19 protein-coding genes and 1 tRNA gene are annotated in these 26937 nt (G+C 42.0%); 16 read left to right on the top strand and 4 right to left on the bottom strand.

The window, feature by feature from the left end; all coding sequences use genetic code 11:
• The first annotated feature begins 135 nt into the window (after positions 1-135).
• A tRNA-His gene (locus RV00_RS11885) sits at positions 136-208 on the top strand.
• Between the two features lie 33 nt (positions 209-241).
• Here RV00_RS11885 and RV00_RS11880 read toward each other — a convergent pair.
• Positions 242-1072: a MerR family DNA-binding transcriptional regulator gene (locus RV00_RS11880; RefSeq protein WP_071862809.1), complete on the bottom strand. Its 831-nt coding sequence runs from the start codon at positions 1070-1072 to the stop codon at positions 242-244.
• Between the two features lie 76 nt (positions 1073-1148).
• Here RV00_RS11880 and RV00_RS11875 point away from each other — a divergent pair, with 76 nt between their 5' ends.
• From RV00_RS11875 to ilvA, 7 genes are all read left to right on the top strand, one after another.
• Entirely contained in the window at positions 1149-2891 is a 1743-nt protein-coding gene (locus RV00_RS11875; RefSeq protein ID WP_071862808.1) for an ABC transporter ATP-binding protein, read from the top strand.
• A complete protein-coding gene (locus RV00_RS11870; RefSeq protein WP_071862807.1) occupies positions 2872-4677 on the top strand; it encodes an ABC transporter ATP-binding protein in 1806 nt (601 codons plus the stop codon). The genes RV00_RS11875 and RV00_RS11870 overlap by 20 nt, the downstream gene beginning before the upstream one ends.
• A 482-nt stretch (positions 4678-5159) precedes the next feature.
• On the top strand, positions 5160-6842 hold the full coding sequence (gene ilvD, locus RV00_RS11865; protein WP_071862806.1) for a dihydroxy-acid dehydratase: 1683 nt from the start codon (positions 5160-5162) through the stop codon (positions 6840-6842).
• A 94-nt stretch (positions 6843-6936) separates the two neighbouring features.
• A complete protein-coding gene (ilvB, locus tag RV00_RS11860; protein WP_071862815.1) occupies positions 6937-8634 on the top strand; it encodes a biosynthetic-type acetolactate synthase large subunit in 1698 nt (565 codons plus the stop codon).
• Complete coding sequence (gene ilvN / locus RV00_RS11855; RefSeq protein WP_071862805.1) at positions 8635-9111, top strand: acetolactate synthase small subunit; 477 nt, start codon at positions 8635-8637, stop codon at positions 9109-9111. It abuts the gene before it with no gap.
• A gap of 59 nt (positions 9112-9170) precedes the next feature.
• Positions 9171-10166, top strand: a complete 996-nt coding sequence (gene ilvC / locus RV00_RS11850; protein WP_071862804.1) for a ketol-acid reductoisomerase — start codon at positions 9171-9173, stop codon at positions 10164-10166.
• Between the two features lie 14 nt (positions 10167-10180).
• Positions 10181-11437: a threonine ammonia-lyase IlvA gene (gene ilvA, locus RV00_RS11845; RefSeq protein WP_071862803.1), complete on the top strand. Its 1257-nt coding sequence runs from the start codon at positions 10181-10183 to the stop codon at positions 11435-11437.
• Between the two features lie 61 nt (positions 11438-11498).
• Here the strand turns inward: ilvA and RV00_RS11840 are convergent, their stop codons facing one another.
• Entirely contained in the window at positions 11499-11762 is a 264-nt protein-coding gene (locus RV00_RS11840) for a hypothetical protein (protein WP_071862802.1), read from the bottom strand.
• Between the two features lie 296 nt (positions 11763-12058).
• Here RV00_RS11840 and tuf point away from each other — a divergent pair, with 296 nt between their 5' ends.
• The gene (tuf, locus tag RV00_RS11835) at positions 12059-13246 is read left to right on the top strand and encodes an elongation factor Tu (RefSeq protein WP_071862801.1); all 1188 of its coding nucleotides are present in this window, start codon (positions 12059-12061) and stop codon (positions 13244-13246) included.
• 380 nt (positions 13247-13626) lie between these two features.
• Entirely contained in the window at positions 13627-14670 is a 1044-nt protein-coding gene (locus tag RV00_RS11830) for a glycerol dehydrogenase (protein ID WP_071862800.1), read from the top strand.
• A 22-nt stretch (positions 14671-14692) separates the two neighbouring features.
• Here RV00_RS11830 and RV00_RS11825 read toward each other — a convergent pair whose 3' ends face one another.
• Together RV00_RS11825 and RV00_RS11820 are read right to left on the bottom strand one after the other, a co-directional pair.
• Positions 14693-15430 (bottom strand): amino acid ABC transporter ATP-binding protein, encoded by a 738-nt coding sequence (locus tag RV00_RS11825; RefSeq protein ID WP_071862799.1) that lies wholly within the window; start codon positions 15428-15430, stop codon positions 14693-14695.
• Between the two features lies 1 nt (position 15431).
• On the bottom strand, positions 15432-17594 hold the full coding sequence (locus RV00_RS11820; protein ID WP_071862798.1) for an amino acid ABC transporter substrate-binding protein/permease: 2163 nt from the start codon (positions 17592-17594) through the stop codon (positions 15432-15434).
• 243 nt (positions 17595-17837) lie between these two features.
• Between RV00_RS11820 and uvrB the strand changes: the two genes are divergently transcribed.
• From uvrB to RV00_RS11790, 6 genes are all read left to right on the top strand, one after another.
• Positions 17838-19829 carry an excinuclease ABC subunit UvrB gene (gene uvrB / locus RV00_RS11815; protein ID WP_071862797.1) on the top strand — a complete coding sequence of 664 codons (1992 nt, stop codon included), beginning with the start codon at positions 17838-17840 and terminating at the stop codon, positions 19827-19829.
• Between the two features lie 52 nt (positions 19830-19881).
• Positions 19882-22704: an excinuclease ABC subunit UvrA gene (gene uvrA, locus RV00_RS11810; RefSeq protein ID WP_071862796.1), complete on the top strand. Its 2823-nt coding sequence runs from the start codon at positions 19882-19884 to the stop codon at positions 22702-22704.
• A 101-nt stretch (positions 22705-22805) separates the two neighbouring features.
• Positions 22806-24062 (top strand): carboxylate--amine ligase, encoded by a 1257-nt coding sequence (locus tag RV00_RS11805; protein WP_071862795.1) that lies wholly within the window; start codon positions 22806-22808, stop codon positions 24060-24062.
• Between the two features lie 2 nt (positions 24063-24064).
• Positions 24065-24778 (top strand): amino acid racemase, encoded by a 714-nt coding sequence (locus RV00_RS11800; protein WP_071862794.1) that lies wholly within the window; start codon positions 24065-24067, stop codon positions 24776-24778.
• A 264-nt stretch (positions 24779-25042) separates the two neighbouring features.
• On the top strand, positions 25043-25930 hold the full coding sequence (rapZ, locus tag RV00_RS11795; RefSeq protein WP_071862793.1) for an RNase adapter RapZ: 888 nt from the start codon (positions 25043-25045) through the stop codon (positions 25928-25930).
• Complete coding sequence (locus tag RV00_RS11790) at positions 25927-26925, top strand: gluconeogenesis factor YvcK family protein (RefSeq protein WP_071862792.1); 999 nt, start codon at positions 25927-25929, stop codon at positions 26923-26925. The genes rapZ and RV00_RS11790 overlap by 4 nt, the downstream gene beginning before the upstream one ends.
• The last annotated feature ends 12 nt before the right edge of the window (positions 26926-26937 follow it).

Genomic DNA, 26937 nt, shown 5'->3' with positions numbered 1-26937 from the left:
GGCGGAATTGGCAGACGCGCTGGACTCAAAATCCAGTGCCCTCACGGGCGTGCCGGTTCGACCCCGGCCGCCGGTATTAAAGAGCTAAGATGGTTTTTCATCTTAGTTTTTTATTTGAAATTGAATAGCAACATGGCGAGTGTGGCGAAGTGGTTAACGCATCGGATTGTGGTTCCGACACGCGTGGGTTCGATTCCCATCTCTCGCCCTAACGAAGAGACTAGACAGTTGTTTAGTCTCTTTATTTGTGTTTCACCGGAATCAATACCTCAAACACTTGATCTTCGGGATGCTCAGAGGTAGTCTCATCTTGCCACAGTAATTCCCAAATATCGCCATTTAACTCTAAGCCATTTTCCTTTAAATAATTTCTAAAACGGTTATTGAACGTATTAATGTGATGAATCTCGTCTTTCATAAAGCCAGAAACGTAATAACCAGCCGGCCGCTGGACGACTTGTTGTTGATTGTAGATCTGCAATCTGTCCTCCGGAATCTTAACCAAGGCTCGATAGGGTGCGGCATGGAAATTTGCTTCATAGAACGCGGAACCGTCAACTAAGAAACCAATTGGATAACCACTGAATAAATCGCTGCTTTCGACAGATGAGTAAAAGCGTCCGTAAATTTGTACAGAGTCAATGTCATCAAAGTGTTCGATCGTTTCTGAGATGATGAAAGATTCTGCTTCGCGATAAGAATAGGTAATCGATTCTAAATCAAAGTCCTTTAAGGTCGAGTACCGTTCAATGTAGCTGTCTAATGAATTACGAATGGTCTTCAACTTAGTAATCTGCTCATCTACTATCTGCTTTTGTCGTATAAAGCCAGCTAGCACATAATCCACGTTTCGATTCTTCAAAAATACATGAATATCTTCCAGGGCGACATCGAGATTTTTCAATAAAAGAATGACATCTAACTCGAAATATTGATCGATTCCATAATAGCGATAACCATTATCACCAATTTTTGCGGGTTTGAATAAGTCTATTTGATCGTAATAAATCAGGGTTCGGCGACTGATTCCAGCGTACTTTGCCATCTCGCTAATGGTCAAATATTTTTTCATAAAAAGTTCTCTCTTTCTGCTTGACTGTGACGTTACGTTACAGTTTATCCTATCATAAGAGAAGGAGGGAAAAAAGATGAAATTATTCAAAATCTTTTTCAAAGAATATCAGAGGATGTTCTTCATCACCTTCATCTTAATGATTGTGCAGGCTGTTGGGACGTTGATGATTCCTTACTATGTAGCTGAAATTATTGATGAAGGTATTTTAACGCAGGACCAAGGAGCGATTTGGCGCAACGGCGCATTCATGCTTGGGATTGCTATTTTAACGGGGATCGTTTCAATTATCGCTAGCTATTTTTCTGCCATTCTAGCCGGACGTTTCGGCTATTTTTTGCGGAAACGGTTAGTGGACAAGACCCAACAACTATCAATCGCCGATATGGATGAGTTTGGAACGCCGACTTTGCTAGCTCGGACAACTAGTGATATTACGAATATTCAGCAAATTATGATGATGGTCTTTCAAATGATTATTCCCGCACCGTTGATTTGTCTTGCTTCAATTATTTTGACAGGAGTCATATCGTGGCGCTTTAGTTGGATTCCGATCGCATCGATCGTTCTATTTTCAGTGGTCTCGTTATTAGTAATCAAAAAAGCGATTCCTTTAGCTGACGTGATGCAACAACGGATGGATAAAATGATGCAGATCTTGAGAGAATTTTACACTGGCGTACGGGTGATCCGCGCTTTTAATAAAACGAACTTTGAAAAAGAGCGGACGGATCAAACATTTTCTAGCTATGCGGATGTTATGATTCGGGTAAATAAATTATTTGCTGTCTTAAACCCGACTGTTAATTTAGTAATGGGAATTGGAATGACCGCTGTTTTAGCTTTTGGTGGCGTATTAGTGCTTCAAGGAAACGTACCGATTGGGAGTTTAACAGCTATTAGCGAGTATACTATTCTAAGTTTATGGTTTTTGACGATGGCTGCAATGGTGATCGTAATGATCCCCAAAGCGTTGGCTTCATTGGAACGGGTTGGTGAAGTGTTAGCAAAAGAAGAAGAAATTGTTGATGGTCAGAAGGTTTCTTTTGAACCAAGAGCAGATTCACCAATCGCGGTCTTTGATCATGTTGATTTTGCCTATAGCGGTGCTGAAGAGGCCGTATTATCAGATATTACTTTTGAAATTCCGAAAGGTGTGACGGCGATCGTCGGTGGAACAGGCTCGGGTAAAAGTACAATTGCCAAAGCGCTGTTGCGTTTGAAGGATACCACAAAAGGTGAGATTCGCTTCTTAGGTGACTCAATTCAAGATGTTACTCAAGAGGCGCTGAGAGCAAGGATCAGCTATGTTCCGCAAAAAGCCTTTCTATTTAGTGGAACGGTCAAAGATAATTTCCTTTTTGGCAATCCGCAAGCGACAATAGAAGAAATGAAACAAGCTGCCAGAATCGCTCAAGCCGAAGACTTTATTAATCATATAGATGGACAATATGACGCTTTTGTGGCACAAAAAGGAAATAATTTTTCGGGCGGGCAGAAACAGCGGTTAAGTATTGCTCGCGCATTAATCAAACCAGCTGATCTGTACTTCTTTGATGATAGTTTTTCGGCTTTAGATTATCAAACAGATGCAAAACTGCGGAAAGCCTTAAAACAAGAATTAACGGAGGCCGCAATTGTGATCGTTGCTCAACGGCTCTCGACCATTAAGGATGCGGATCAGATTATTGTTCTAGAAAAGGGTAGGATCGCAGGTAAGGGAACACATGAGGAGTTGCTGAAGACTTGTCAAGTGTATCAGGAGTTTGCGAAGTCTCAAGGAATGGAGGGGAAGAAGCATGAGCATCAAGCAAGTTGAGGAAAAACAACAAGCAACAGAAACACCAAAAGAATTCAAAAAAACGGGCGTTCGTTTGTTGAAATTATTACTTGAACAAAAAGGTCGTTTTTTGATTATTATCACATCGGCTGTCTGTTTTGCGACTTTGATGGCAATCACGCCGTTAATTTTAGGTTGGGGTCTAGATGCGATCATTGCACTAGTTCGTGACAAGCAAGTGAGTTTAGAAAATTTGTTTGCTGCACTGCTTCGCCCTGTTCTATTTTTATTTCTGACTTGGGGTGGGGTTGCGTTATTCTCACTTTTGCAAGAATACACCATGGCTAGTGTTGCCGAAACGTTGACTTTGCGCTTGAGAAAATTATTGACGGATAAATTGAATCGTTTACCAATGAAATTTTTTGATCAATACAAGACCGGGGACGTTTTAACACGAGCAACACTGGATTTAGATAAAGTATCGGAAGTATTACAAGTAGGTTTGATGCAACTGATCTCGGCCGTTTTATCAATTGTGATTGGGCTAGGCTTGATGTTCTATCTGAGTCCCTTATTAACACTTTCAATCATCGTTATTTTGATCATTAGCCTTACGTTGACGAATTATCTCGCTCACAAAAATCAAGATTATTTTTCTCAGAATCAAGCGGCTCTAGGTGCCGTTGGAACGAAAGCCGAGGAAAATTATTCTGGAAATCTTTTGATCAAAGCATATAATCGCCAACAGGAAACAGCTGTAGAATTGGACGAATTAAATGAAGCCCAGTTTCAAGCTTTCAAAAAAGCGCAGTTTGTCAGTTTCGCCATCAATCCTTTGATTCGTTTAATCAACCAATTAGGTTTTGTGACTAGCGCGGTTGTGGGAGGAATCATGGTGATTAATGGTCAATTATCGATTGGTCTGGTGCAAGCCTATCTCCAATATGTGAATCAAGTCTCTGAACCGATTACACAGGTTTCTTACGTGATCAATAGTCTGCAAAGTGCCTTTGCGGCTTTAGAACGCATCTTTGAAATATTGGATCAAGAAGAAGAAGTAGCAGACGGCTTGAATCTTTCGGTTCCGGCAAAATTACGTGGCGAAGTTCGTTTTAAACGGGTTGCCTTTGGTTATACGCCTGAGCGATTATTGATGGAAGATGTCAATTTCAAAGTGAAGCCTAAACAAATGGTAGCGATCGTCGGTCCCACTGGTGCTGGGAAAACGACGATGATCAATTTACTGATGCGTTTTTATGAATTAACTAATGGTCAAATTGAAGTGGATGGCAAGAATATTACGCATTTCTCACGAGCGGCGATTCGTCAGAAATTTGGGATGGTTTTGCAAGATACTTGGTTGTTTGAAGGAACGGTGGCAGAAAATATTGCTTATAGCCGACCTGATGCAACACGACAAGAAATCATCCAAGCAGCCAAAGATGCTCAGTGTCATCATTTCATTCGAACTTTGCCAAATGGGTATGACACAGTCATTTCGTCAGATGGCACTCAGATCTCGCAAGGCCAGCAGCAGCTATTAACAATTGCACGGGCGATTTTAGCTGATCCGCAATTGTTGATCTTAGATGAAGCAACGTCAAGTGTTGATACCCGGACAGAGGGGATGATCCAACAAGCAATGGATCAATTAACTTCGGAACGGACAAGTTTTGTAATCGCCCACCGACTGTCTACTATTAAGAATGCAGATTTGATTCTGGTAATGAAGGATGGAACGATCATTGAACAGGGGAGTCATCGTAGCTTAATGAAGAAAGGCGACTTTTACGCGAATCTTTATAATAGCCAATTTGCTAGTTAAGAGGTTATGACAGAAGTGTTCGATTTATTACCGAAGCGGCTACTATTGGAACACCATTTATTCGTAAAAAGGACCTGTGACAAGAATTTTGTTACAGGTCCTTTTTTTGCTGTGAAAAACCAAAAAATATCTTAGTGAGAAAATATTCTGAAAATTCATTGACTTTTAATCTTATCAACTGTATAGTATAAAAAAATGATTAAGATACTATTAGAAAATTAAGGAGTCGATTTTCATGCGCAAGAGTAAATACAATAATTTTGATGGCATCGTCTTATTAATTATTGAGTTCAGGACTTAGAACGCGGAAACGTACAATCCGTTAGTTTGAGTCCTGTTTGCGTTAGAAATGGGATTCTTGCAAGAGCATCCCATTTATTGATGGGATGCTCTTTTTTATGAAATATCAAAAAATCTGATGATACTATTTGGGCTTTTTGACAATCAATGAAAGCCTCTATTACAAGCAGGGAGATGTGACTATGAGAAGTGATCAAATTAAAAAAGGAATTGAGGCGGCACCCGCCAGAAGCTTATTGTATGCGACCGGTCAAGTAAAAAATATCCATGATATGGATAAGCCCTTTATTGCAGTCTGTAATTCTTACATTGATATTGTACCGGGACATGTTCATTTGCGGGAGTTGGCAGATGTAGCGAAGGAAGCGATTCGCGAAGCTGGTGGGATTCCCTTTGAATTCAATACAATCGGCGTAGATGACGGGATCGCGATGGGTCATATCGGCATGCGTTATTCTCTTCCAAGCCGTGAACTAATTGCAGATGCAGCAGAGACAGTTATTAATGCTCATTGGTTTGACGGCGTTTTTTACATTCCTAATTGTGACAAAATCACACCGGGAATGATCATGGCAGCTGTTCGGACGAATGTTCCTTCAATTTTTTGTTCAGGCGGACCGATGAAGGCGGGGATTGATCCTCGTGGCCATCAAACTACACTTTCCTCGATGTTTGAAGCAGTGGGGGCTTTTAAGGAGGGGCAAATGTCGAAAGAAGATTTTCTCTTTATGGAACAAAATGCTTGTCCAACCTGTGGGTCTTGTGCCGGGATGTTTACCGCTAATTCAATGAACTGCTTGCTCGAAATTTTAGGGCTGGCTTTACCTGGTAACGGCACCGTCTTAGCGGTCTCTGATGAACGGCGGGAGCTGGTCCGTGAATCTGCGAAGCATTTAATGAATCTTGTGAAAAAGCAAATTAAACCGCGAGACATTGTGACTAAAGAAGCGATTGACGATGCTTTTGCTTTAGACATGGCGATGGGGGGCTCAACCAACACAGTGCTTCATACGTTAGCCATCGCTAATGAGGCGGAAATCGATTACGATCAAGCAGACATCAATCAGATCGCCAAACGAGTTCCCTATCTTTCTAAAATCGCTCCTTCTTCTAGTTATTCGATGCACGATGTACATGAAGCAGGTGGTGTACCGGCGATTATTAATGAATTAGTCTCAATCGACGGTGCGATTCATTCTGATCGAATCACCGTCACTGGTAAAACGTTACGTGAGAATGTGGCCTCGGCTAAAATCATGAACGAGGAAGTGATTCATCCGAAAAGCGCGCCATATAGTCCGGTCGGCGGTCTTTCGATTCTTTATGGCAATATCGCATCAGAAGGTAGTGTCATCAAAGTCGGCGGAGTTGATCCAAGTATCAAAGTTTTTAAGGGCAAGGCCATCTGTTTTGCTTCTCACGATGAGGCAGTCGAAGCAATTGATAATCATACCGTCACGAAAGGGCATGTCGTGGTGATTCGTTATGAAGGACCAAAGGGCGGACCAGGAATGCCGGAGATGCTGGCACCGACCTCTAGTATCGTTGGACGAGGCTTAGGAAAAGATGTGGCGTTGATTACCGATGGCCGTTTTTCTGGGGCAACTCGCGGTATCGCTGTGGGTCACGTTTCTCCAGAAGCCGCTGCAGGCGGACCGATTGCTTTGGTTCAAGACGGCGATGAAATTACGATCGATTTGACCAATCGGACGTTAAATGTGGCTGTAACTCCAGAAGAATTGGCAAAGCGACAAGAAACACTGACAAAATTTCAGCCAAAAGTCAAAAAAGGTTGGTTGGCGCGTTACTCAGCCTTAGTAACGTCAGCACATACGGGCGGGGTCATGAAATTACCGGAAGAATAAGCGGTATAGTCAAGTCGCTACCAGGGGAACAACAAGCATCTTTTTTAAAGAAAATACATCATATAAGGAGTTAGGGGGAATAGGGGTGAAAGAAATGAAGCAAGAAATCGCAGCCGAAGAGCTGCAATCTGGAGCCGATCTATTGATCAAATGTTTAGAAAATCAAGGAGTCGAATTAATTTTCGGCTATCCCGGCGGTTCTGTCCTACCGCTGTATGACGCACTCTATGATGAAACGATTCCTAACATTTTGACACGCCACGAGCAGGGGGCCGTACATGCGGCTGAAGGCTATGCGAAAGCAACTGGCAATCCCGGCGTCGTAATCGTAACAAGCGGACCTGGAGCCACTAATGTTGTGACAGGAATCGCTGATGCAATGATCGATTCTGTACCATTGGTAGTTATTACAGGTCAAGTAACCACACCGGGAATTGGCAAGGATGCTTTTCAAGAAGCGGATATGTTAGGAATCACTGTACCAATCACGAAAAACAATTATCAAGTTCGGGATATTGAGGAATTGCCAAGGATCGTCAATGAAGCTTTCCATATTGCAACGACTGGCAGAAAAGGCCCGGTGTTGATTGATTTGCCAAAGGATATCACAGTATTAAGGGCCAATCCTAAGATGGATCAAGTCGTTCATTTAGAAAGCTACCAGCCGACCAAAAATCCTTCTGTCTTACAAATCGAACGGTTAATGAACTTATTGAAAAAGGCGAAGAAACCACTTGTTTTAGCAGGTGGCGGAGTCGTGGCCGCAAATGGCGGAAAAGAACTACGGCAATTTGTTGAAAAGTATCAATTGCCGACGGTGACAACTTTGCTAGGTTTAGGCTTACTGCCTCATGAACATCCGAGTTTTCTTGGGATGGGAGGTATGCACGGAACCTATGCCGCCAATATCGCTATGATGGAAACCGATCTATTGATTAATATCGGTAGTCGTTTCGATGATCGCTTAGCTTGTTCACCGGAAGCCTTCGCACCCCATGCCAAGGTCGCGCATATCGATGTCGATCCGGTGGAAATCGGGAAGATCATCAAGACGGATATTCCAATCGTAGGCGATGCGAAAATCGCTTTGCAGCAAATGCTTGAAATCGAGCTGGATTCACCTGATTACACAGAATGGCGAATCGAGTGTCAAGCCCGCAAAGAGAAATATCCGTTGAAATACAAACGGGATGAACAAAAAATCAAACCGCAAGAAGTGGTAGAAATCGTTGGTCGGATCACTGAAGGAAAGGCTTATGTCGTAACTGATGTTGGGCAGCATCAAATGTGGGCGGCGCAATTTTATCCTTTCCAATTTCCTAGACAGCTGATTACCAGCGGCGGCTTAGGAACGATGGGCTATGGAATACCCGCGGGCATCGGCGTGAAGTTTGCCAAGAAAAAGGAAACGGTAGTGGTCTTTGTTGGCGATGGCGGCTTCCAAATGACCAATCAGGAATTGGCGATTCTAAACCAAAACAATTTAGACATCAAATTTATTCTATTGAATAATCGTTCCCTAGGGATGGTTCGCCAATGGCAAGAAACCTTCTTTAATGAACGACGCTCTCAATCGGTTTTCAATGAGCAGCCAGACTTTATGAAAATGGCAGAAGCTTATGGCATTGCCGGTAGAAAAATCTCGAATCCGGCCACTTTGGAAGCAGAGCTGACAGAAGGCTTTGCAACAGCTGGGCCGATGCTGATAGAAGTGATGATCTGTAACCGAGAACACGTGCTGCCAATGATTCCTGCGGGGATGCCAAATGATCAGATGTTGGGGGTTGATTAAATGAGACGGATGATTACAGCGATGGTTCACGATCAAGTAGGGGTGCTTAGTCGGATCACCAGCGTATTAAATCGGCGGCAGGTAAATATGGATAGTGTTTCCGTTGGACGGACAGAGAAAGTCGGAGAATCTCGCATGACGATCATTATCCAAGCCGAGACCTTAGCCGATGTCGAGCAAGTAACCAAACAATTGAACAAGCAGATCGATGTAGTGAAGGTATCAGATGTGACGGATGAACCGCATTTGGAAAGAGAATTGGCTTTGATTAAAGTCAATGCGCCAGCCGTGGCTCGTTCAGAGATTCAAGCGATGATTGAACCTTTTCGAGCGGATGTAGTGGATGTCGGTTTGAAAACAATCGTTGTTCAAGTTGCTGGTTCAAGTGAAAAAGTTAACGCCTGCATCGATGTTTTGAGACCTTACGGCATTAAACAGTTAGCACGAACCGGTGTGACCGGATTTAGCAGAGGTTAAACGCAAATTCATTTTTTGATTTTGCTATTAATATAGTTTAAAAAATTGGAGGAAAAATTATGGTTAAAGTTTATTATGATGATGCAGTAGCGAAGGATGCTTTAGAGGGAAAAACAATTGCGGTCGTGGGTTACGGTTCACAAGGCCACGCCCACGCTCAAAACCTTAGAGACACAGGCCACCAAGTCGTGATCGGGATTCGCGAAGGAAAATCTGCTGAAGCGGCGCGAGAAGACGGGTTTGACGTGCTGCCAGTTGCCGAAGCAGCCAAGAAAGCCGAAGTAGTCATGATTTTAGCTCCAGATGAAATCCAAGGAACATTATACGAAAACGAAATCGCACCGAATTTAGATGAAGGCGACGCGTTGGTCTTTGCCCACGGCTTTAATATTCATTTTGATGTTATCAATCCACCTAAAAATGTGGATGTTTTCTTAGTAGCACCAAAAGGTCCCGGACACTTGGTTCGTCGTACCTTTACAGAAGGTTTTGCGGTACCAGCCTTATTCGCTGTTTATCAAGATGCAACAGGAACTGCTCAAGAGTTGGCGTTGTCTTACGCTAAAGGCATTGGCGCGACACGAGTAGGCGTTTTGGAAACAACCTTCAAGGAAGAAACGGAAACCGATCTATTCGGTGAACAAGCAGTGCTTTGTGGTGGTTTAACAAGTATGATCGAGGCCGGTTTTGAAACCCTAGTCGAAGCAGGCTACCAACCAGAATTGGCTTATTTCGAAGTATGTCATGAAATGAAGTTAATTGTTGATTTGATCTATGAAGGTGGTTTCGCGAAAATGCGTAACTCTATCTCAAATACCGCTGAATATGGTGACTATGTTTCTGGTCCACGAGTAATTACAGAGACAGCCAAAGCGGGGATGAAGGATGTTTTAACGGATATTCAAAATGGTAAATTTGCCAAAGGCTTTATCGACGACAATAAAGCTGGTTTCCCTGAATTCAATCAGATGCGTAAGGAAAGTGCCGGACATCAAATTGAAGAAGTCGGTAGCGAATTAAGAAAAATGATGCCATTTGTGAGTCGCAAAGATTAATAGGGGGTGCAGCGATGGAATTGATCAATGATACAGAGGTTCGCAGTGCCTATCAATTATTGAAGAACGCTGTGAATCATACGCCGTTGCAATATGATCGCTATTTATCTGAAAAGTATCAGGCAACTGTTCTGCTGAAACGAGAGGATCTACAAAAGGTTCGTTCATTTAAATTACGGGGCGCCTATTATGCGATTAAGAAGCTTCCTGAGTCAGAATTAAAAAAAGGGGTAGTATGTGCCAGTGCGGGCAATCACGCACAAGGCGTCGCCTATACTTGCCATGAATTAAAAACAAAAGCCGCTATTTTTATGCCCACCACCACGCCGCAGCAAAAGGTTTCGCAAGTAAAATTTTTTGGCGGCGAGTTCGCAGACATTCATTTGGTTGGTGATACCTTTGACGCTTCCGCTACGGCCGCAAGAGCGTTTTGTAAAGAAAATGATATGACGTTTATCGATCCCTTTAATGATAGAAATATCATTGCAGGACAAGGAACGTTAGCATTAGAAATGATGGCAGATGCTGAAAGTGAAGGTTACAAACCCGATTACGTGATCACAGCGATCGGTGGTGGTGGATTGATCAGCGGTGTTTCCGCTTATGTGAAAAGCACCTCGCCCTCCACAAAGGTGATCGGGGTGGAACCAAAAGGCGCGGCTTCCATGCAAGCGGCGTTTGAAGAAGACCAACCTGTTAAGTTAGCTGAAATCGATAAATTCGTTGATGGGGCAGCGGTTCAGCAAGTCGGTGATATTACCTATTCACACAGTAAAAAGTATGTTGATGACTTAAGGTCAGTAGATGAAGGACTGATCTGTTCAACGATTTTAGATTTATATGGTAAACAAGCGATCGTGGTTGAACCGGCTGGGGCACTGAGTGTGGCGGCTTTAGAATTAATGAAGGATCAGCTTAAAGGAAAAACGGTGATTTGCGTCATTAGCGGCGGCAACAACGATATCAATCGCATGGCGGAGATCGAAGAACGGTCCTTGATCTATGAAGGTCTGAAGCATTACTTTGTAGTGAATTTTCCGCAACGTCCCGGAGCGCTGAAAGAATTCGTCTCGGATATTCTAGGGAAGGGCGATGACATTACTCGTTTTGAGTACACGAAAAAAGGCAATCGGGGAACTGGACCGGTGGTTATCGGAGTGTTGTTGGAAAAACCAGAAACGTTACCGGAGTTACTGAATCGATTGAAAGAATTTGACTCAACGTATATTGAATTAAGCCAGAACAAAACATTATACAATTTGCTAGTATAAAAGAACCCGCCCAGAATCAGAACGCTCTCTGATTTCGGGCGGGTTTTCTATGGAAAAAATTCTATTCAGGGCTATAAGGGATGATAATCAGGAGCTCCGGCCGATTTTTAATGACTAGTTGTTTTAATCCTAATTCAGGATAAGAAACAAACGAGCTTGATTGATTAAAACGTTCAAAAAAATAGTTTTGAATTTGCTTGTCCTCCCACTGCCTAGCGGGAAAATGCCAATAATGGTCAGCTTCCTTGACGAACACGAAGCCAACGCTCCATGCTTTTCTCAGCTCAATAGGAAATTGAGCTAATTGTTGCTGAAAGTCTTCCATAAACATCCTCCATCCTATAAAAACAATCTATACTATTATTAAACCAAGAATCATATTCTCTGTATACTATCAGCCTTTATAAAACGGCATTTCTTACAATTTTGTAAAGCTTTCAGAAAATGTAATGTACTCTCATACAAGTGAAACATATTATTTGGAGTTTGACCAATTCTGATGTATTATACTGTCAGACGGTTACTTACAAAAAGTAAAAGTGTAAATCTTTTTCATTTTGTTAAAAATGTTTTACACTATATCCGTAAGAATTTTTACACTTTCTAGGAGGTTTGTTTATTATGGCAAAAGAACATTATGATAGAAGTAAACCACACGTTAATATTGGTACCATCGGTCACGTCGATCATGGTAAAACAACATTGACGGCAGCAATCACTACGGTATTAGGTAAAAAAGGTCTAGCAAACCCTCAAGACTACGCTAGTATCGATGCTGCACCAGAAGAACGTGAACGTGGTATCACTATCAATACCGCACACGTAGAATACGAAACAGAAAAACGTCACTATGCTCACATCGACGCTCCAGGACACGCGGACTATGTTAAAAACATGATCACCGGTGCTGCTCAAATGGATGGCGCAATCTTAGTTGTATCAGCTACTGATGGCCCAATGCCACAAACACGTGAACATATTTTGTTATCACGTCAAGTAGGTGTTAAATACTTGATCGTCTTCTTGAACAAAGTTGACTTAGTAGATGACGAAGAATTGATCGATTTAGTTGAAATGGAAGTTCGTGAATTACTTTCTGAATATGGTTTCCCAGGCGATGATATTCCTGTTCTTAAAGGCTCTGCTTTGAAAGCTTTAGAAGGCGATCCAGAACAAGAACAAGTTATCCTTGACTTAATGGATACTGTTGATGAATACATTCCAACTCCAGAACGTGACAACGACAAACCATTCTTGTTACCAGTGGAAGATGTCTTTTCAATCACAGGTCGTGGTACTGTTGCATCTGGTCGTATCGATCGTGGTGAAGTCAAAGTCGGCGACGAAATTGAAATCATCGGGATCAAACCTGAAGTTCAAAAAGCGGTCGTTACCGGACTTGAAATGTTCCGTAAAACATTGGATTATGGTGAAGCCGGCGATAACGTTGGGGTTCTATTACGTGGTATCACTCGTGATGAAATCGAACGTGGCCAAGTTCTTGCTAAACCAGGTTCAATCACACCACATACAAAATTCAAAGCTGAAGTTTACGTATTGACCAAAGAAGAAGGCGGACGTCATACACCATTCTTTAACAACTATCGTCCTCAATTCTACTTCCGTACAACCGACGTTACTGGTAACATTTTATTACCAGAAGGTACTGAAATGGTAATGCCTGGCGATAACGTAACCATCGACGTTGACTTGATTCATCCAATCGCGGTAGAACAAGGTACAACCTTCTCTATTCGTGAAGGTGGACGGACCGTTGGTTCAGGTATCGTAACTGAAATCGAAAAATAATAGGATTTACTAAGCACGGGGCCTTTTGGTCGCGTGCTTTTTTGACTATAAAGAAAGTGTAAAATCTCCGCATGAATAAATCGCTTTACAGCAGGCACATCCATGTCCGGCTTCACGAACTAGCTTTATCGGCAATAAGTAAAACGATTTCGAAATTAGAGAAGCACCAAGTAGGAACTGTTCAACATCAAAGTTAAAACTTTGTGTTTCTCAGTCATTTATCAAACGTTTGGTCTTATTGCTCTCAAAAGCTGAGCGAGTTCGCGAAAGCCTTTCTTACGGTGGCTCTTTTCGTAAAGTAAAATCAACGTTGGCTTGTCAGCGGCTGTTTGTCTTGCTATGATTGTTTCAATAAATGATTGAAGGAAAGGGAGCCACGCATGGAGAAAGTCTTCGCAAGTCCTATGACCTATCGTCAAGGAAAAAATGTTGTATGGAATCATTTGGAGGATATTTTAGCCTTTGGAGCAAAAGGATTATTGGTAACGGACCGTTTTGTCTATCAAATGATCGGTGAAAAATTATTAAAAGAATTGACGGATCGCGGTGGAGATCTTGCGTTTTGGCTAGTAGAGGAGCCACGCATTGAGCAAGGTTTTGATTATGTCGTTGCTTTAGGTGGTGGTCGAGCGATTGATTTAGGCAAGGCGTTGGCTTTTGAGAATAATTTGCGCTGCGTCGTGATTCCCACCGCTGCCTCAACTGATGCGCCGACTTCGCGGATCTCGGTTAGCTACATTGAGGGACATTTTGAAAAATACAATTATTACCGTCAAAGCCCTGATTTAGTTTTAGTGGATACGGCCATCCTAATCAATAGTCCGGTTCAGTTTTTAAAGGCAGGAATCGCTGACGGGCTTTCAACCTTTGTTGAAGCACGGACGGTTCGTGAAAATGCTGGAGTGAATACTTTAGGAACCGTACCGACCTTGGCGGCAGAGGCTATCGCTGAAAAATGTCAGCAAGTATTGTTGGCGTTTGCCGAAGCGGCAGTCGAAGCCAATGAAAAGGGAACCGTTACGCCAGCTTTTGAAGCGGTGGTTGAGGCGAATACTTTATTAAGCGGGATTGGTTTTGAATCAGGCGGCTTGAGTATTGCTCACGCGTTACATAATGGCATGGTCAGTCTTTGGGGGAGTGAGATCAAAGGTAGCCATGGGCAAATTATTGCTTTAACAACTTTGCAGCATCTACAAAGTGAAGGGCGAGACGCTGAATTAAAAAAATACCGGAAATTATTTGAAAGCTTGGGCTTACCAACGAGCTATGAAGATTTGTCACTTTTTCCATCGGCTGAGGAGTTAAAAAGAGTGACTGAATTGGCTTTTTCATTTGAGGATGGAATCATTCGCAGTCAAGCACCAGTGACGAGAGAAAGGATTTATCGAAGCTTATTAGATTATAGAAAAACCCGAGAAATCTAAAGTTGATTTCTCGGGTTTCATTTTATACGTTTAAGACTTTATTTAAGAAGTCTTGAGTTCTTGGATTGTGAGGATTGTTAAAGACTTGTTCTGGGGTGCCGTCTTCTAAAATCTTGCCGCCGTCAGTAAAGATTACACGGTCGGCTACTTCTTTGGCGAAGCCCATTTCATGGGTCACAATTACCATCGTCATTCCTTGTAACGCTAAATCCTTCATAACCCGAAGTACATCGCCCACCATCTCAGGATCGAGGGCGGAAGTCGGTTCGTCAAACAGCATCACGTCAGGATTCATCGCTAACGCGCGAGCAATCGCTACCCGCTGTTTCTGTCCGCCGGAAAGACTATCAGGGTAATCATCCTTTTTCTCGGCTAGACCAACTTGGGTCAATAATTCAACCGCTCGTTTATTTGCAGCCTCTTTTGCTTCACCTTTTAAATCTAGTGGCGCTAAGGTGATATTTTGCAGCACAGTCAAGTGAGGGAACAGGTTAAAATGCTGGAACACCATGCCGATATGCTGACGGACTAGATTGATATCAGTATGAGGGTCCGTCAAGTCTTGTCCGTCAATAATAATTTCACCAGAAGTTGGATCTTCCAGACGATTCATACAACGCAGGAAGGTACTTTTTCCTGAACCAGATGGGCCGATAATACAAACAACTTCACCTTCGCTAATACTGATATTCAAGTCGTTCAACACCGTGTTGTCGCCGAATTTTTTTACTAAATGATTGACTACTATTTTTTTTTCCATCTTATTTCACCTTCTTATCTAAACGGTTCGCTAACTTAGTTAAGATCGTAATTAAAATCAAGTACATGATCGCGATGATCAAATACACGTAAGAACTTTGTGTGGTCCGTGCCACGATGATTTTTCCGGTTTGCAATAGTTCTACCACACCGATAGCAGAAATAATCGTGGTATCCTTCAAACTAATAACAAATTGATTGATGAAAGAAGGGATCATGATCTTCACGGCTTGCGGTAAAATAATTTTTTGCATGGTTCGGTTGTAAGAAAGCCCTAAGCTTCGTGAGGCTTCCATTTGGCCAACTGGTACGGCGTTAATCCCGCCTCGGACGATCTCAGCGATATAGGCGCTGGCATTCAAGGTTAAGGTAATAATCCCAGCGGCAAAGTCAGGAATTTTTATCCCCGTGATTCCCGGTAGACCGAAGAAAATGAAGAAGGCCAATACCATCATTGGAATTCCGCGGATGATATCAATGTAAATCCCGGCAATGGTCCGCAATGCTCTTGAAGGAGAGACCCGGAACAACCCGAAAATGACACCTAAGATCAAGGCTAAAGCAAAGGAAACTAACGCTAAGACGATGGTTTTCCATAAACCTTCTAATAGGGATTTGTAGTTATTTTTGATCAAACCGGTAATGGTTGATTCATCGACAGTTTCTTTCTTTTCTTCGCTGCCTGAACCGATATACTGATTCACGATCTTGTCATATTCACCAGTTCGTTTTAATTCTTTCAAGCCTTCAGTGAACATTTCTCTTAGCTCAGGATTTTGCCCTTTTTTCACCGCAAAGCCATATTCGCCGCCGACTTCGCGCTTGATTGGTGTTTTTAAGTCTTGCCCTTGTTTAACCGCATAACCGATAACTGGGTAGTCATCCATCATGGCGTCGATCGAGCCGATTTTCAATGCGTCATATAATTGATCAGCTGCATCAAAACTTTTAATCGTATAACCATATTCGTCTTTGTGAGCTTCCAAGAAGTCTGCGCTTTCTGTTCCAACTTTCGCGCCAACTGTTTTGCCTTTTAAATCTTTGTAGGCTTTGATATCCTTGTTGTCTTTTGCGACCGCTAATTGAATCCCGCTTTGGAAGTATGGGTCAGAAAAGTCGTAGTTGGCTTTTCGTTCATCGGTGATCGTCATGCCGGCGATCATGCCGTCCGCTTGACCGGATTCTAACGCTTGCATCGCAGAAGAGAAGCCGATGAATTTGAAATCGATCTTGAAGCCTTGCAGCTCAGCAATCCGTTTCATTAAATCAACGTCGATCCCTTTGTATTCGCCGTCACTGTCTTTATATTCAAACGGTGCGAAGGCCGAGTCGCTGGCAATCGTGTACACGTCTTTCTTCGGTTCGATTTTTTTCATTTCCGAAGAGGCTGCTTGATTCTCAGAACCGCTAGAAATATATTCACTGACGATCTTGTCATAGCTGCCGTTTTTCTTTAAATCTTTTAATCCTTTGTTGAATTTTTCGAGCAACTCTTTATTTTCACCTTTTTTTACCGCAAAACCATAAGAGCTGCCTTCTTCAGGATCACCGACCAATTTAAAAGGCTGACCATTGGTTACCGCATAACCAAGAACGGGATAATCATCAAAGATCGCTTCGACGTTTCCGTTGTTCAACGCGTTATACATCGCGTCGGCGGCTTCGTATTGTTTTACTTCGTAGCCATATTTGTCTTTATTGTCATTCAAGAAAGTCGCGCTCTCTGTTCCGATTTTAGCAGAGACCGTTTTGCCTTTTAGATCATTGTAATCTTTGATATCCGTATTATCATTTTTGACTGCCATTTGAATCCCGCTATCAAAGTAAGGATCAGAAAAGTCAAAAGTTTTTTTCCGCTCATCCGTAATACTCATGCCGGCGATCATGCCATCAAGCTGATCCGATTGGACGCCTTGGATCGAACTGTCAAAGCCTAATGGACGCAGATCAACTTTGAAGTTTTGATCTTTGGCGATTTGGTTCAGTAAGTCCACATCGATTCCAACATATTCACCGTCAGAGTTTTGAAATTCAAAAGGGGCGAAGGTTAAGTCGGTCCCAATTTTATATGTTTTTTCCGCGGCGTGTGTTTTGCTAGCAAAGCCAATTGTAAAAAGACTTGCCATTAAGCAAACAACGAAAGGAATTAATTTGTTTTTTCTCATAATAATCCTCCTAATTACTTATCATCCATTTATTATATGTTAGTTTAATGCCAAAATACAAGTGGGTTCCTTGTTGGAATGAAAAAAAGCTAAATATTCTTCACACGACATGTAACGAAATGTGACATGTGCTTTTTTAAGATTCGTTTTAGTAAGAACAAAAAATGGCGAAAATATGTTCGGTATGCTATAATTTTAAAATGAGAAATCATAGATTATTAATTGAAAAAGGGGGATTTTTGTATGATTGAAAGAGTCACAGACAATACGTTTGACCTTCATTCAAAATATCAGCCTGCTGGCGATCAGCCTGAAGCAATTGCGCAATTATCAGAAGGCATCGTCAATGGAAAGAAAGCACAAATACTTTTAGGTGCAACCGGTACTGGTAAGACCTATACCATTTCAAATGTCATCAAGGAAGTCAACAAGCCTACCTTGATTATCGCTCACAATAAAACATTAGCAGGTCAGTTATACGGGGAATTCAAAGAGTTTTTTCCTAACAACGCGGTGGAATACTTTGTCAGCTATTATGACTACTACCAGCCTGAGGCATATGTACCTTCCAGTGATACATATATTGAAAAAGATTCTAGTATTAATGATGAAATCGATAAACTACGTCATTCCGCCACTAGCTCATTACTAGAAAGAAATGATGTAATCGTTGTTGCTTCTGTTTCTTGTATTTTTGGTTTGGGTTCACCCAAGGAATACATGGAACAGGTGGTTTCTTTGCGTGTCGGGATGGAAATGGATCGCAATCAATTATTGCGCAATTTAATCGATATTCAATTTGAACGGAACGACATTGATTTTCAACGGGGCCGTTTTCGTGTTCGCGGAGATGTTGTCGAAATTTTCCCGGCTTCTCGCGACGAACGTGCGCTGAGAGTTGAGTTTTTCGGTGATGAAATCGAACGGATTCGCGAAGTTGACGCATTGACGGGGGAAATAACCGGCGAAACCGAACACGTAGCGATTTTCCCAGCTACCCACTTTTTGACAAATGAAGACCACATGGAAGTTGCCATCAGCAATATTCAAGCTGAGTTGGCAGATCGTTTAGAGGTTTTACGCAGTGAGAATAAGCTGTTAGAAGCCCAACGCTTAGAACAGCGAACAAACTATGATATTGAAATGCTGCGAGAAATGGGTTATACCTCAGGAATCGAAAATTATTCCCGTCATATGGATGGCCGTAAAGAAGGCGAACCACCTTACACGTTGATCGACTTTTTCCCAGACGATTTCCTAATGGTGATCGACGAATCTCACGTGACAATGCCACAAGTCCGCGGCATGTATAACGGTGACCGCGCTCGTAAACAAATGTTAGTTGATTATGGCTTCCGTTTGCCGTCGGCTTTAGACAACCGGCCGTTACGGTTAGAAGAGTTTGAAGAACGAGTCAATCAGATTACTTACGTGTCTGCCACGCCGGGACCTTATGAGCATGAACAGACTGATACAGTGGTAGAACAGATCATTCGTCCAACGGGCTTGTTAGATCCCGTGATTGATGTCCGACCGATTATGGGTCAAATTGATGATCTGGTTGGAGAGATTAATGAACGAGCGGAAAGAAACGAACGGGTCTTCGTGACGACCTTGACGAAAAAGATGTCAGAAGACTTGACCGATTACTTCAAAGAACTAGGAATCAAAGTCAAATATCTCCATAGTGACATCAAAACATTGGAACGAACAGAAATTATTCGTGACTTACGTTTAGGGAAATTTGATGTCTTGATCGGGATCAATTTGCTTCGTGAAGGAATCGACGTACCAGAAGTGTCACTAGTAGCAATCTTAGATGCCGATAAAGAAGGCTTCTTGCGGAGTGAACGTTCCCTTGTCCAAACCATTGGACGCGCTGCCCGCAACTCTTCCGGGAAAGTCATCATGTACGCAGATAAGGTGACTGATTCGATGCAACGGGCGATCGACGAAACCGCTCGGAGACGTGGAATCCAAAATCAATACAATGAAGAGCACGGCATCGCGCCAACAACGATCATTAAGGAAATTCGGGATCTGATTTCTATCAGCAAAGTGGCTGAAGATAAGGGGACGTATGAAACGACTTCATATGAAGACCTATCGAAAGCAGAACGAAAAGAATTAATCGCGAAAATGGAAGATGAGATGCGTGAAGCCGCTAAGACGCTGGACTTCGAAACAGCCGCAACTTTGCGAGATACGATATTAGAATTAAAAGCAGCAGAGTAAAATGGATGAATGTCCGTGATAAAAACGAATACAATGAAATTGAGGTTATTAAATGGCAAATGATAAGATTGTAATTCATGGAGCGCGTGCTCATAATTTAAAAAATGTTGACGTTACGATTCCTCGTGACAAGATGGTAGTTGTTACTGGTTTGTCTGGGTCTGGGAAAAGCTCATTGGCTTTTGATACCTTATACGCTGAAGGACAACGGCGTTATGTTGAAAGTTTGTCTGCTTACGCTCGCCAATTTTTAGGTCAAATGGATAAGCCAGATGTAGATAGCATTGATGGACTGAGTCCGGCGATTTCAATTGACCAAAAGACGACTAGCAAAAATCCACGTTCAACGGTGGGAACGGTCACCGAGATTAATGATTATTTACGGTTATTATATGCGCGTGTTGGGCATCCCATTTGTCCCAACGACCATATCGAGATCACCTCTCAATCGGTTGAACAAATGGTAGATAAGGTATTGGAATTACCAGAACGAACTAAAATTCAAATTCTCGCGCCAGTTGTCGCTAAGAAAAAAGGACAACACAAAAAGGTTTTTGAAATGATCCAACGAGAAGGCTACGTTCGTATGCGCGTGGATGGAGAAATGTATGATGTGACCGAAGCGCCGGAGTTAACGAAAAACAAAAAACATGATATTGAAATCATCGTAGACCGTATCGTGGTTAAAGAAGGCATTCGTTCCCGGTTGTTTGATTCCTTTGAAGCCGCTTTGCGATTGGCTGACGGTTATGCGGTAGTTGACGTAATTGGGGAAAAGGAAATGCTCTTTAGTGAACATTATGCCTGTCCTTATTGCGGCTTCACTGTCGGTGAACTTGAACCGCGACTTTTTTCATTCAACGCTCCATTTGGCGCCTGTCCAGATTGTGACGGCTTGGGAGTGAAGTTGGAAGTCGATATGGATTTAGTGATTCCTGATCAAAGCAAAACACTGCGTGAAGGTGCGTTGATTCCTTGGAATCCCATCAGCTCGCAATATTATCCGCAAATGCTGGAGCAAGCTTCGTTAAGCTTTGGGATTGATATGGACACACCTTTTGAAGACTTGCCGAAAGAACATCAAGAGATTATCTTGAATGGCTCGAATGGTGAAAACTTCCATTTCCATTATGAAAATGATTTTGGCGGCGTGCGAGATGTTGAGGTTCCCTTTGAAGGGATCATTAACAACATCAATCGGCGCTATGCGGAAACCAATAGTGACTTCACACGGGATCAGATGCGTCTGTATATGACAGAATTGACTTGTCAAACATGTCACGGCTATCGTTTGAATCCACAAGCGTTATCGGTTCAGATCAACGGACAAAACATTGGAAATGTCAGTGAAGATTCTATCAATGGCACGTTAGATTTCTTCGATACAGTTGTATTAAGCGAACAAGAAAAAGTGATCGCTAAACCAATTTTAAAAGAAATCAAGGATCGTTTGAGCTTTTTACGAAATGTCGGATTGGACTATTTAACATTGAGTCGGGCATCAGGCACCTTATCTGGTGGTGAAGCACAACGAATCCGTTTAGCGACTCAAATTGGTTCTAATCTGTCGGGGGTTCTTTATATCTTAGATGAACCGTCGATTGGGTTGCATCAGCGAGATAATGATCGCTTGATTGAATCCTTAAAGAAAATGCGTGATCTAGGAAATACCTTGATTGTCGTGGAACATGATGAAGATACGATGCGAGCAGCTGATTACTTAATCGATGTCGGCCCTGGTGCTGGCGATCAAGGGGGAGAAATCGTTGCGGCTGGGACGCCGCAAGAAGTAGAAAACAATCCCGCTTCTTTAACCGGTCAATATTTATCAGGAAAACGCGAAATCGCCGTACCAACTGAACGCCGCAAGGGGAATGGCAAAAAGGTCAAAGTAACTGGTGCTGCAGAAAATAACTTGAAGAATATCGACGTTGAGTTTCCTTTAGGAAAGTTTGTGGCAGTAACGGGTGTTTCCGGCTCAGGAAAATCTACCTTAGTGAACCAAATTTTGAAAAAAGCTTTGGCTCAAAAATTGAATCGTAATTCAAACAAGCCCGGGAAGTTCAAAAAAATTACCGGCTACAACAATATTGAAAAATTAGTCGATATTGATCAAAGTCCGATTGGTCGGACACCACGAAGCAATCCAGCCACTTATACGAGCGTGTTTGATAATATTCGTGATTTGTTTGCGCAAACCAATGAAGCGAAAATTCGCGGCTACAAGAAGGGTCGCTTCAGCTTTAATGTGAAGGGTGGACGTTGTGAAGCTTGTCGCGGAGACGGGATTATTAAGATTGAGATGCACTTCTTACCTGATGTTTATGTGCCTTGCGAAGTTTGTCATGGCAAACGTTATAATTCTGAAACGTTGGAGGTTCATTACAAAGGAAAGAACATCGCGGATATTTTAGAAATGACTGTGGAAGATGCGGTCGAATTCTTCAAACATATTCCTAAGATTCATCGCAAGCTACAAACAATCGTTGATGTTGGTCTCGGCTATGTTACGATGGGCCAACCGGCGACAACGTTATCCGGTGGAGAAGCTCAGCGGATGAAGCTAGCCAGCGAGTTGCATAAGAGTTCTAACGGTAAAAATTTCTATATTTTAGATGAACCAACGACGGGACTCCATACAGATGATATCGCTCGTCTGCTAAAAGTTCTTGAACGATTCGTTGATGCCGGGAACACGGTACTAGTGATTGAACACAATTTAGATGTGATTAAATCGGCTGATTATGTTATTGACCTTGGACCAGAAGGCGGCGATGGCGGTGGTACGATTTTAGCGACTGGAACGCCGGAAGAAATCGCTGAAGTACCAGAAAGTTACACCGGTCATTATTTGAAACGAGTTCTCAAAAAATAAATTACTACTAAGGCTTGATGCAAGTGAAGGATTCTCCTTTGCTTGCATTTTTCTTTATGGTATGATTATCAAGGATTTAGAATGAGAAGGTGTAAGAAAATATGAATGAAAATCAAAAATTTGTACCGATTCTACTAGGAAGCGATATCAATGTTTACGGCATGGCTCGTTCGTTTCACGAAGCCTACGGAATCGTTTCTGAAGCTTATGCTGGCTTACAGCTGGCGCCAACAAAATATAGCAAAATCGTGAATGTTCACGTAGTTCCGGGATTCGATAAAGACCCGGCATTTATGGAGCAAATGCGTGAACTTGGTAAGAATACTTATAACGATCCTGCGACGAAGTATTTATTGATTGCTTGTGGCGATGGGTACGCAGAATTGGTTTCGCAACACAAAGAAGAACTTTCTGAATGGTTTATTTGCCCTTATATTGAGTTTGATTTATTGCAACGTTTAATCAGTAAAGTCAGCTTCTATGAAATTTGTGAAAAATATGAACTGCCTTATCCAAATACCTTCATTATTCGTGAAGAAATGCTGGAAGCCGGTAAATTGAAACAGAATTTGCCATTTGATTTTCCAGTAGCCTTGAAACCAGCCAACAGTGTAGAATGGCTATCCGTTGATTTTGAAGGACGGAAGAAAGCCTTTATCTTGGATACACGAGATGAGTTTGATGTGATTATCGAACGGATTTATCAAGCGGGTTACACCAGCGAAATGATCGCCCAAGATTTTATTCCCGGCGACGACAGCAATATGCGCGTATTAAATGCATATGTTGATCAAAATCATCAAGTTCGTATGATGTGTCTGGGTCATCCGTTGTTAGAAGATCCTTCCCCAGAAGCGATCGGTAACTACGTGGCGATCATGCCTGAATACAATGAAAAAATCTATCAAACGATCAAAGGCTTTTTAGAAAGAATCAATTACACCGGCTTCGCTAACTTTGATATGAAATATGATCCGCGAGATGGAGAATATAAATTATTTGAGATCAACTTGCGTCAAGGCCGAAGCAGTTTCTTTGTGACGTTAAATGGCTTCAATTTAGCTCAATACGTAACGGAAGATCGTGTCTTTGAACAACCATTTGAGACAACGATTTACGGGAAAGCTGAATCAGCAACCTCAATGTTGTGGATGGGTGTACCTAAAGGCGTTTTCGAAAAATTTGCGCGAAATAACGATGATAAAGAAAAAGCCTTAGCCTTAATCAAAAATAAACAATGGGGTACAACGGTCTTTTATAAAAAAGATATGTCCTTCATGCGTTGGGTCTTGATGAAATACATGTTTAGTAAATATAAAGGACGTTTTGACCTATTCTTTAAAGAGAAAGAAGGGTAATTATGGAAAATTTCTTTAGTATCTTGGGAGGAATGGGAACCATGGCTACGGAAAGTTTCGTCAGAATCCTAAATCAGCGGACTCATGCCCATAACGACCAAGAATATTTAAATTACGTCATGTTCAATCATGCGACTGTCCCAGATCGGACAGCTTATATCTTAGATCATCACGCGGATAGCCCGTTGCCGTTTTTATTAGATGATATCGAAAAGCAAAATTTATTGCAGCCGGATTTTATTGTCTTGACTTGTAATACCGCCCATTACTTTTTTGAGGAATTACAAGCGGCAACGAAGATTCCAATCCTACACATGCCTCGGGAAGCCGTCAGGGAAGTGGTGAAACATCATCAACCAGGAGAAAAGATTGCCGTACTGGCGACCGCTGGAACGATGAGTGCTAAAGTTTATCAAAATGAGTTGGAAGCAAAAGGCTTTGAAGTTTTGGCTCCTGACCAAGAATTACAAGCGAAAGTAAATCATTTGATTTATCACGATGTGAAAGAAAATGACTTCATCAATAGCGAGCTGTATTTAGAAATCCTTTCTGATGTTTTTGAAAAATATGGCTGTCAAAATGCAATTTTAGGCTGTACTGAGTTATCTTTAGTGCACGAGTTGACTAAAAACGACCCGTACCCGGTAATCGATGCGCAATCTATTTTGGCGGATCGCACGATTGAAATAGCTTTAGCTAACAGATCTTCTAAATAGAAGGTCTGTTTTTTTGTAAAAAAACGATTTCAGCTTATAGCGATGGCTTCGTTGATTATGATTCTATAAAGAATGACAAAAAAGTAGCAAAGACACGCCAGGAATGTTATAATTTATTAGATAGCGAAAGAAGCTACGGTTAGTTTCTTTGGCGTCTTTTTATTTGAAAAAATTTTGATTTTCGATGCAATCATATAGTGAAAATCAATATACGTAACAAAAACAAAAATAAATAACCTTAAAATTGAGAGAGGAGTGACACGAATGACTGAGAGTTTGCATTTAGTTGTCATTACTGGAATGAGCGGCGCAGGGAAAACTGTGGCGATTCAAAGTTTTGAAGATATGGGCTATTTTTGTGTGGATAATATGCCGCCGGGATTGATTCCGAAATTCTGGGAGTTGATTCGCGAGTCTGGCAAAGTAACAAAAATTGCATTAGTAGTTGATTTACGTTCACGTTCATTTTTTGAAGACATTCAGAATATGTTGGTAGAAATAGAGAATACCGGATTTATCGATACAAGCATTTTATTTTTAGATTGTTCTGATGAAGAACTGGTTTCTCGCTATAAAGAAACACGACGGGCCCATCCATTGGCGATGGACGGGATGATTACTGAGGGGATTCGCAAAGAGCGGGCGATCTTGGAGGATTTAAAGGCTCGTGCGACTTTGATGATCGATACGACGGATTTGACACCGCGTCAACTGCGGGAAAAAATCAATCAATCTTACAAAGGAAATGATGATGCTGGTTTTCATATTGAGGTAGTTTCTTTTGGCTTCAAGTACGGCTTGCCAATCGATGCAGATATCGTCATGGATGTTCGTTTCTTACCAAATCCCCATTATATTCCTGAATTAAGACCACAGACAGGGTTAGATAAGCCGGTCTACGATTACGTGATGTCTTTTCCTGAAACGGAGAGCTTTTATACAACCTTCGTAAAATTATTGATGGATATTATGCCTGGCTACGTTAAAGAAGGAAAGAGCTCTTTGACGGTGGCGATTGGATGTACCGGTGGACAACACCGTTCGGTCGCATTGTCTGAACGAGTTGGCAAAGCCTTGAAGGATGCGGATTACAAAGTCAATATTACTCATCGTGACAAGGACAAGCGGAAAGAGACGGTGAATCGATCATGAAAATGAAAACGTATCGTATCCGCAAACCTAAGATCGTGGTGATTGGCGGCGGCACTGGTCTGCCAGTTATTTTAAAAAGTTTACGCAATCAGAGTGCCGATATCACAGCAGTAGTAACGGTAGCTGACGATGGTGGCAGCAGCGGCGAACTACGTGATTCGGTTGACATGGCGCCACCGGGGGATTTGCGAAATGTCTTGGCATCACTTTCTGACATGCCGAAACTTTATGAGGATCTTTTTCAATATCGTTTCCACAAGGACGATAAATTTTTGGCTAATCATACGATCGGTAACTTGCTGATTGCAGCTTTGTCTGAGATGCGTAACAGTACTTATGAAGCGATTCAATTGCTTTCTTTGATGCTGCACGTGGATGGTCATGTCTATCCTTCTTCTGAAACACCGTTAGTATTGCATGCTGATTTTACCGATGGTACAAGCGCTGTGGGTGAATCAAAGATTGCGCTGGATCGAAAGACGATTGAAAAAGTCTACGTAACAGAAAAAAATGGCGATAAAGCGATCCACGCTGCTCGTAAAGTGGTTCAAGCAATCCAAGAAGCAGATATGGTGGTGCTCGGCCCGGGCTCATTATTTACCAGTATTTTACCGAATCTAGTAATCGAGGAATTAGGCAATGCGGTGAAAACAACGGAGGCCGAAGTCGTCTATATCTGTAACATCATGACTCAAAAAGGTGAAACAGAACATTTTAGTGACGCTGATCATATCCGTGTATTGCATCAGCATTTGGATAGTCAATTTATCAATACAGTATTAGTGAATACGGAAAAAGTTCCTGAAGGTTATATGGACCCAGAAGTCTACGACGAATATTTAGTCCAAGTGACCCATGACTTTAATGGCTTACGGGAAGAAGGCTGCCGCGTGGTCTCGACGGACTTTTTAAAGTTGCGTGATGGCGGTGTATTTCATGACGGCGACAAAGTTGTAGATGAATTGTTCCGAATCGTTTTTGGAGCAAAAATTTAAGTGGAATTTGAA

It is taken from the genome of Enterococcus devriesei (assembly GCF_001885905.1).
Lineage (GTDB): Bacteria > Bacillota > Bacilli > Lactobacillales > Enterococcaceae > Enterococcus_A > Enterococcus_A devriesei.
Note: the sequence above shows the minus strand (reverse complement) of the source record. Positions and strands in the feature narration are given on the sequence as shown.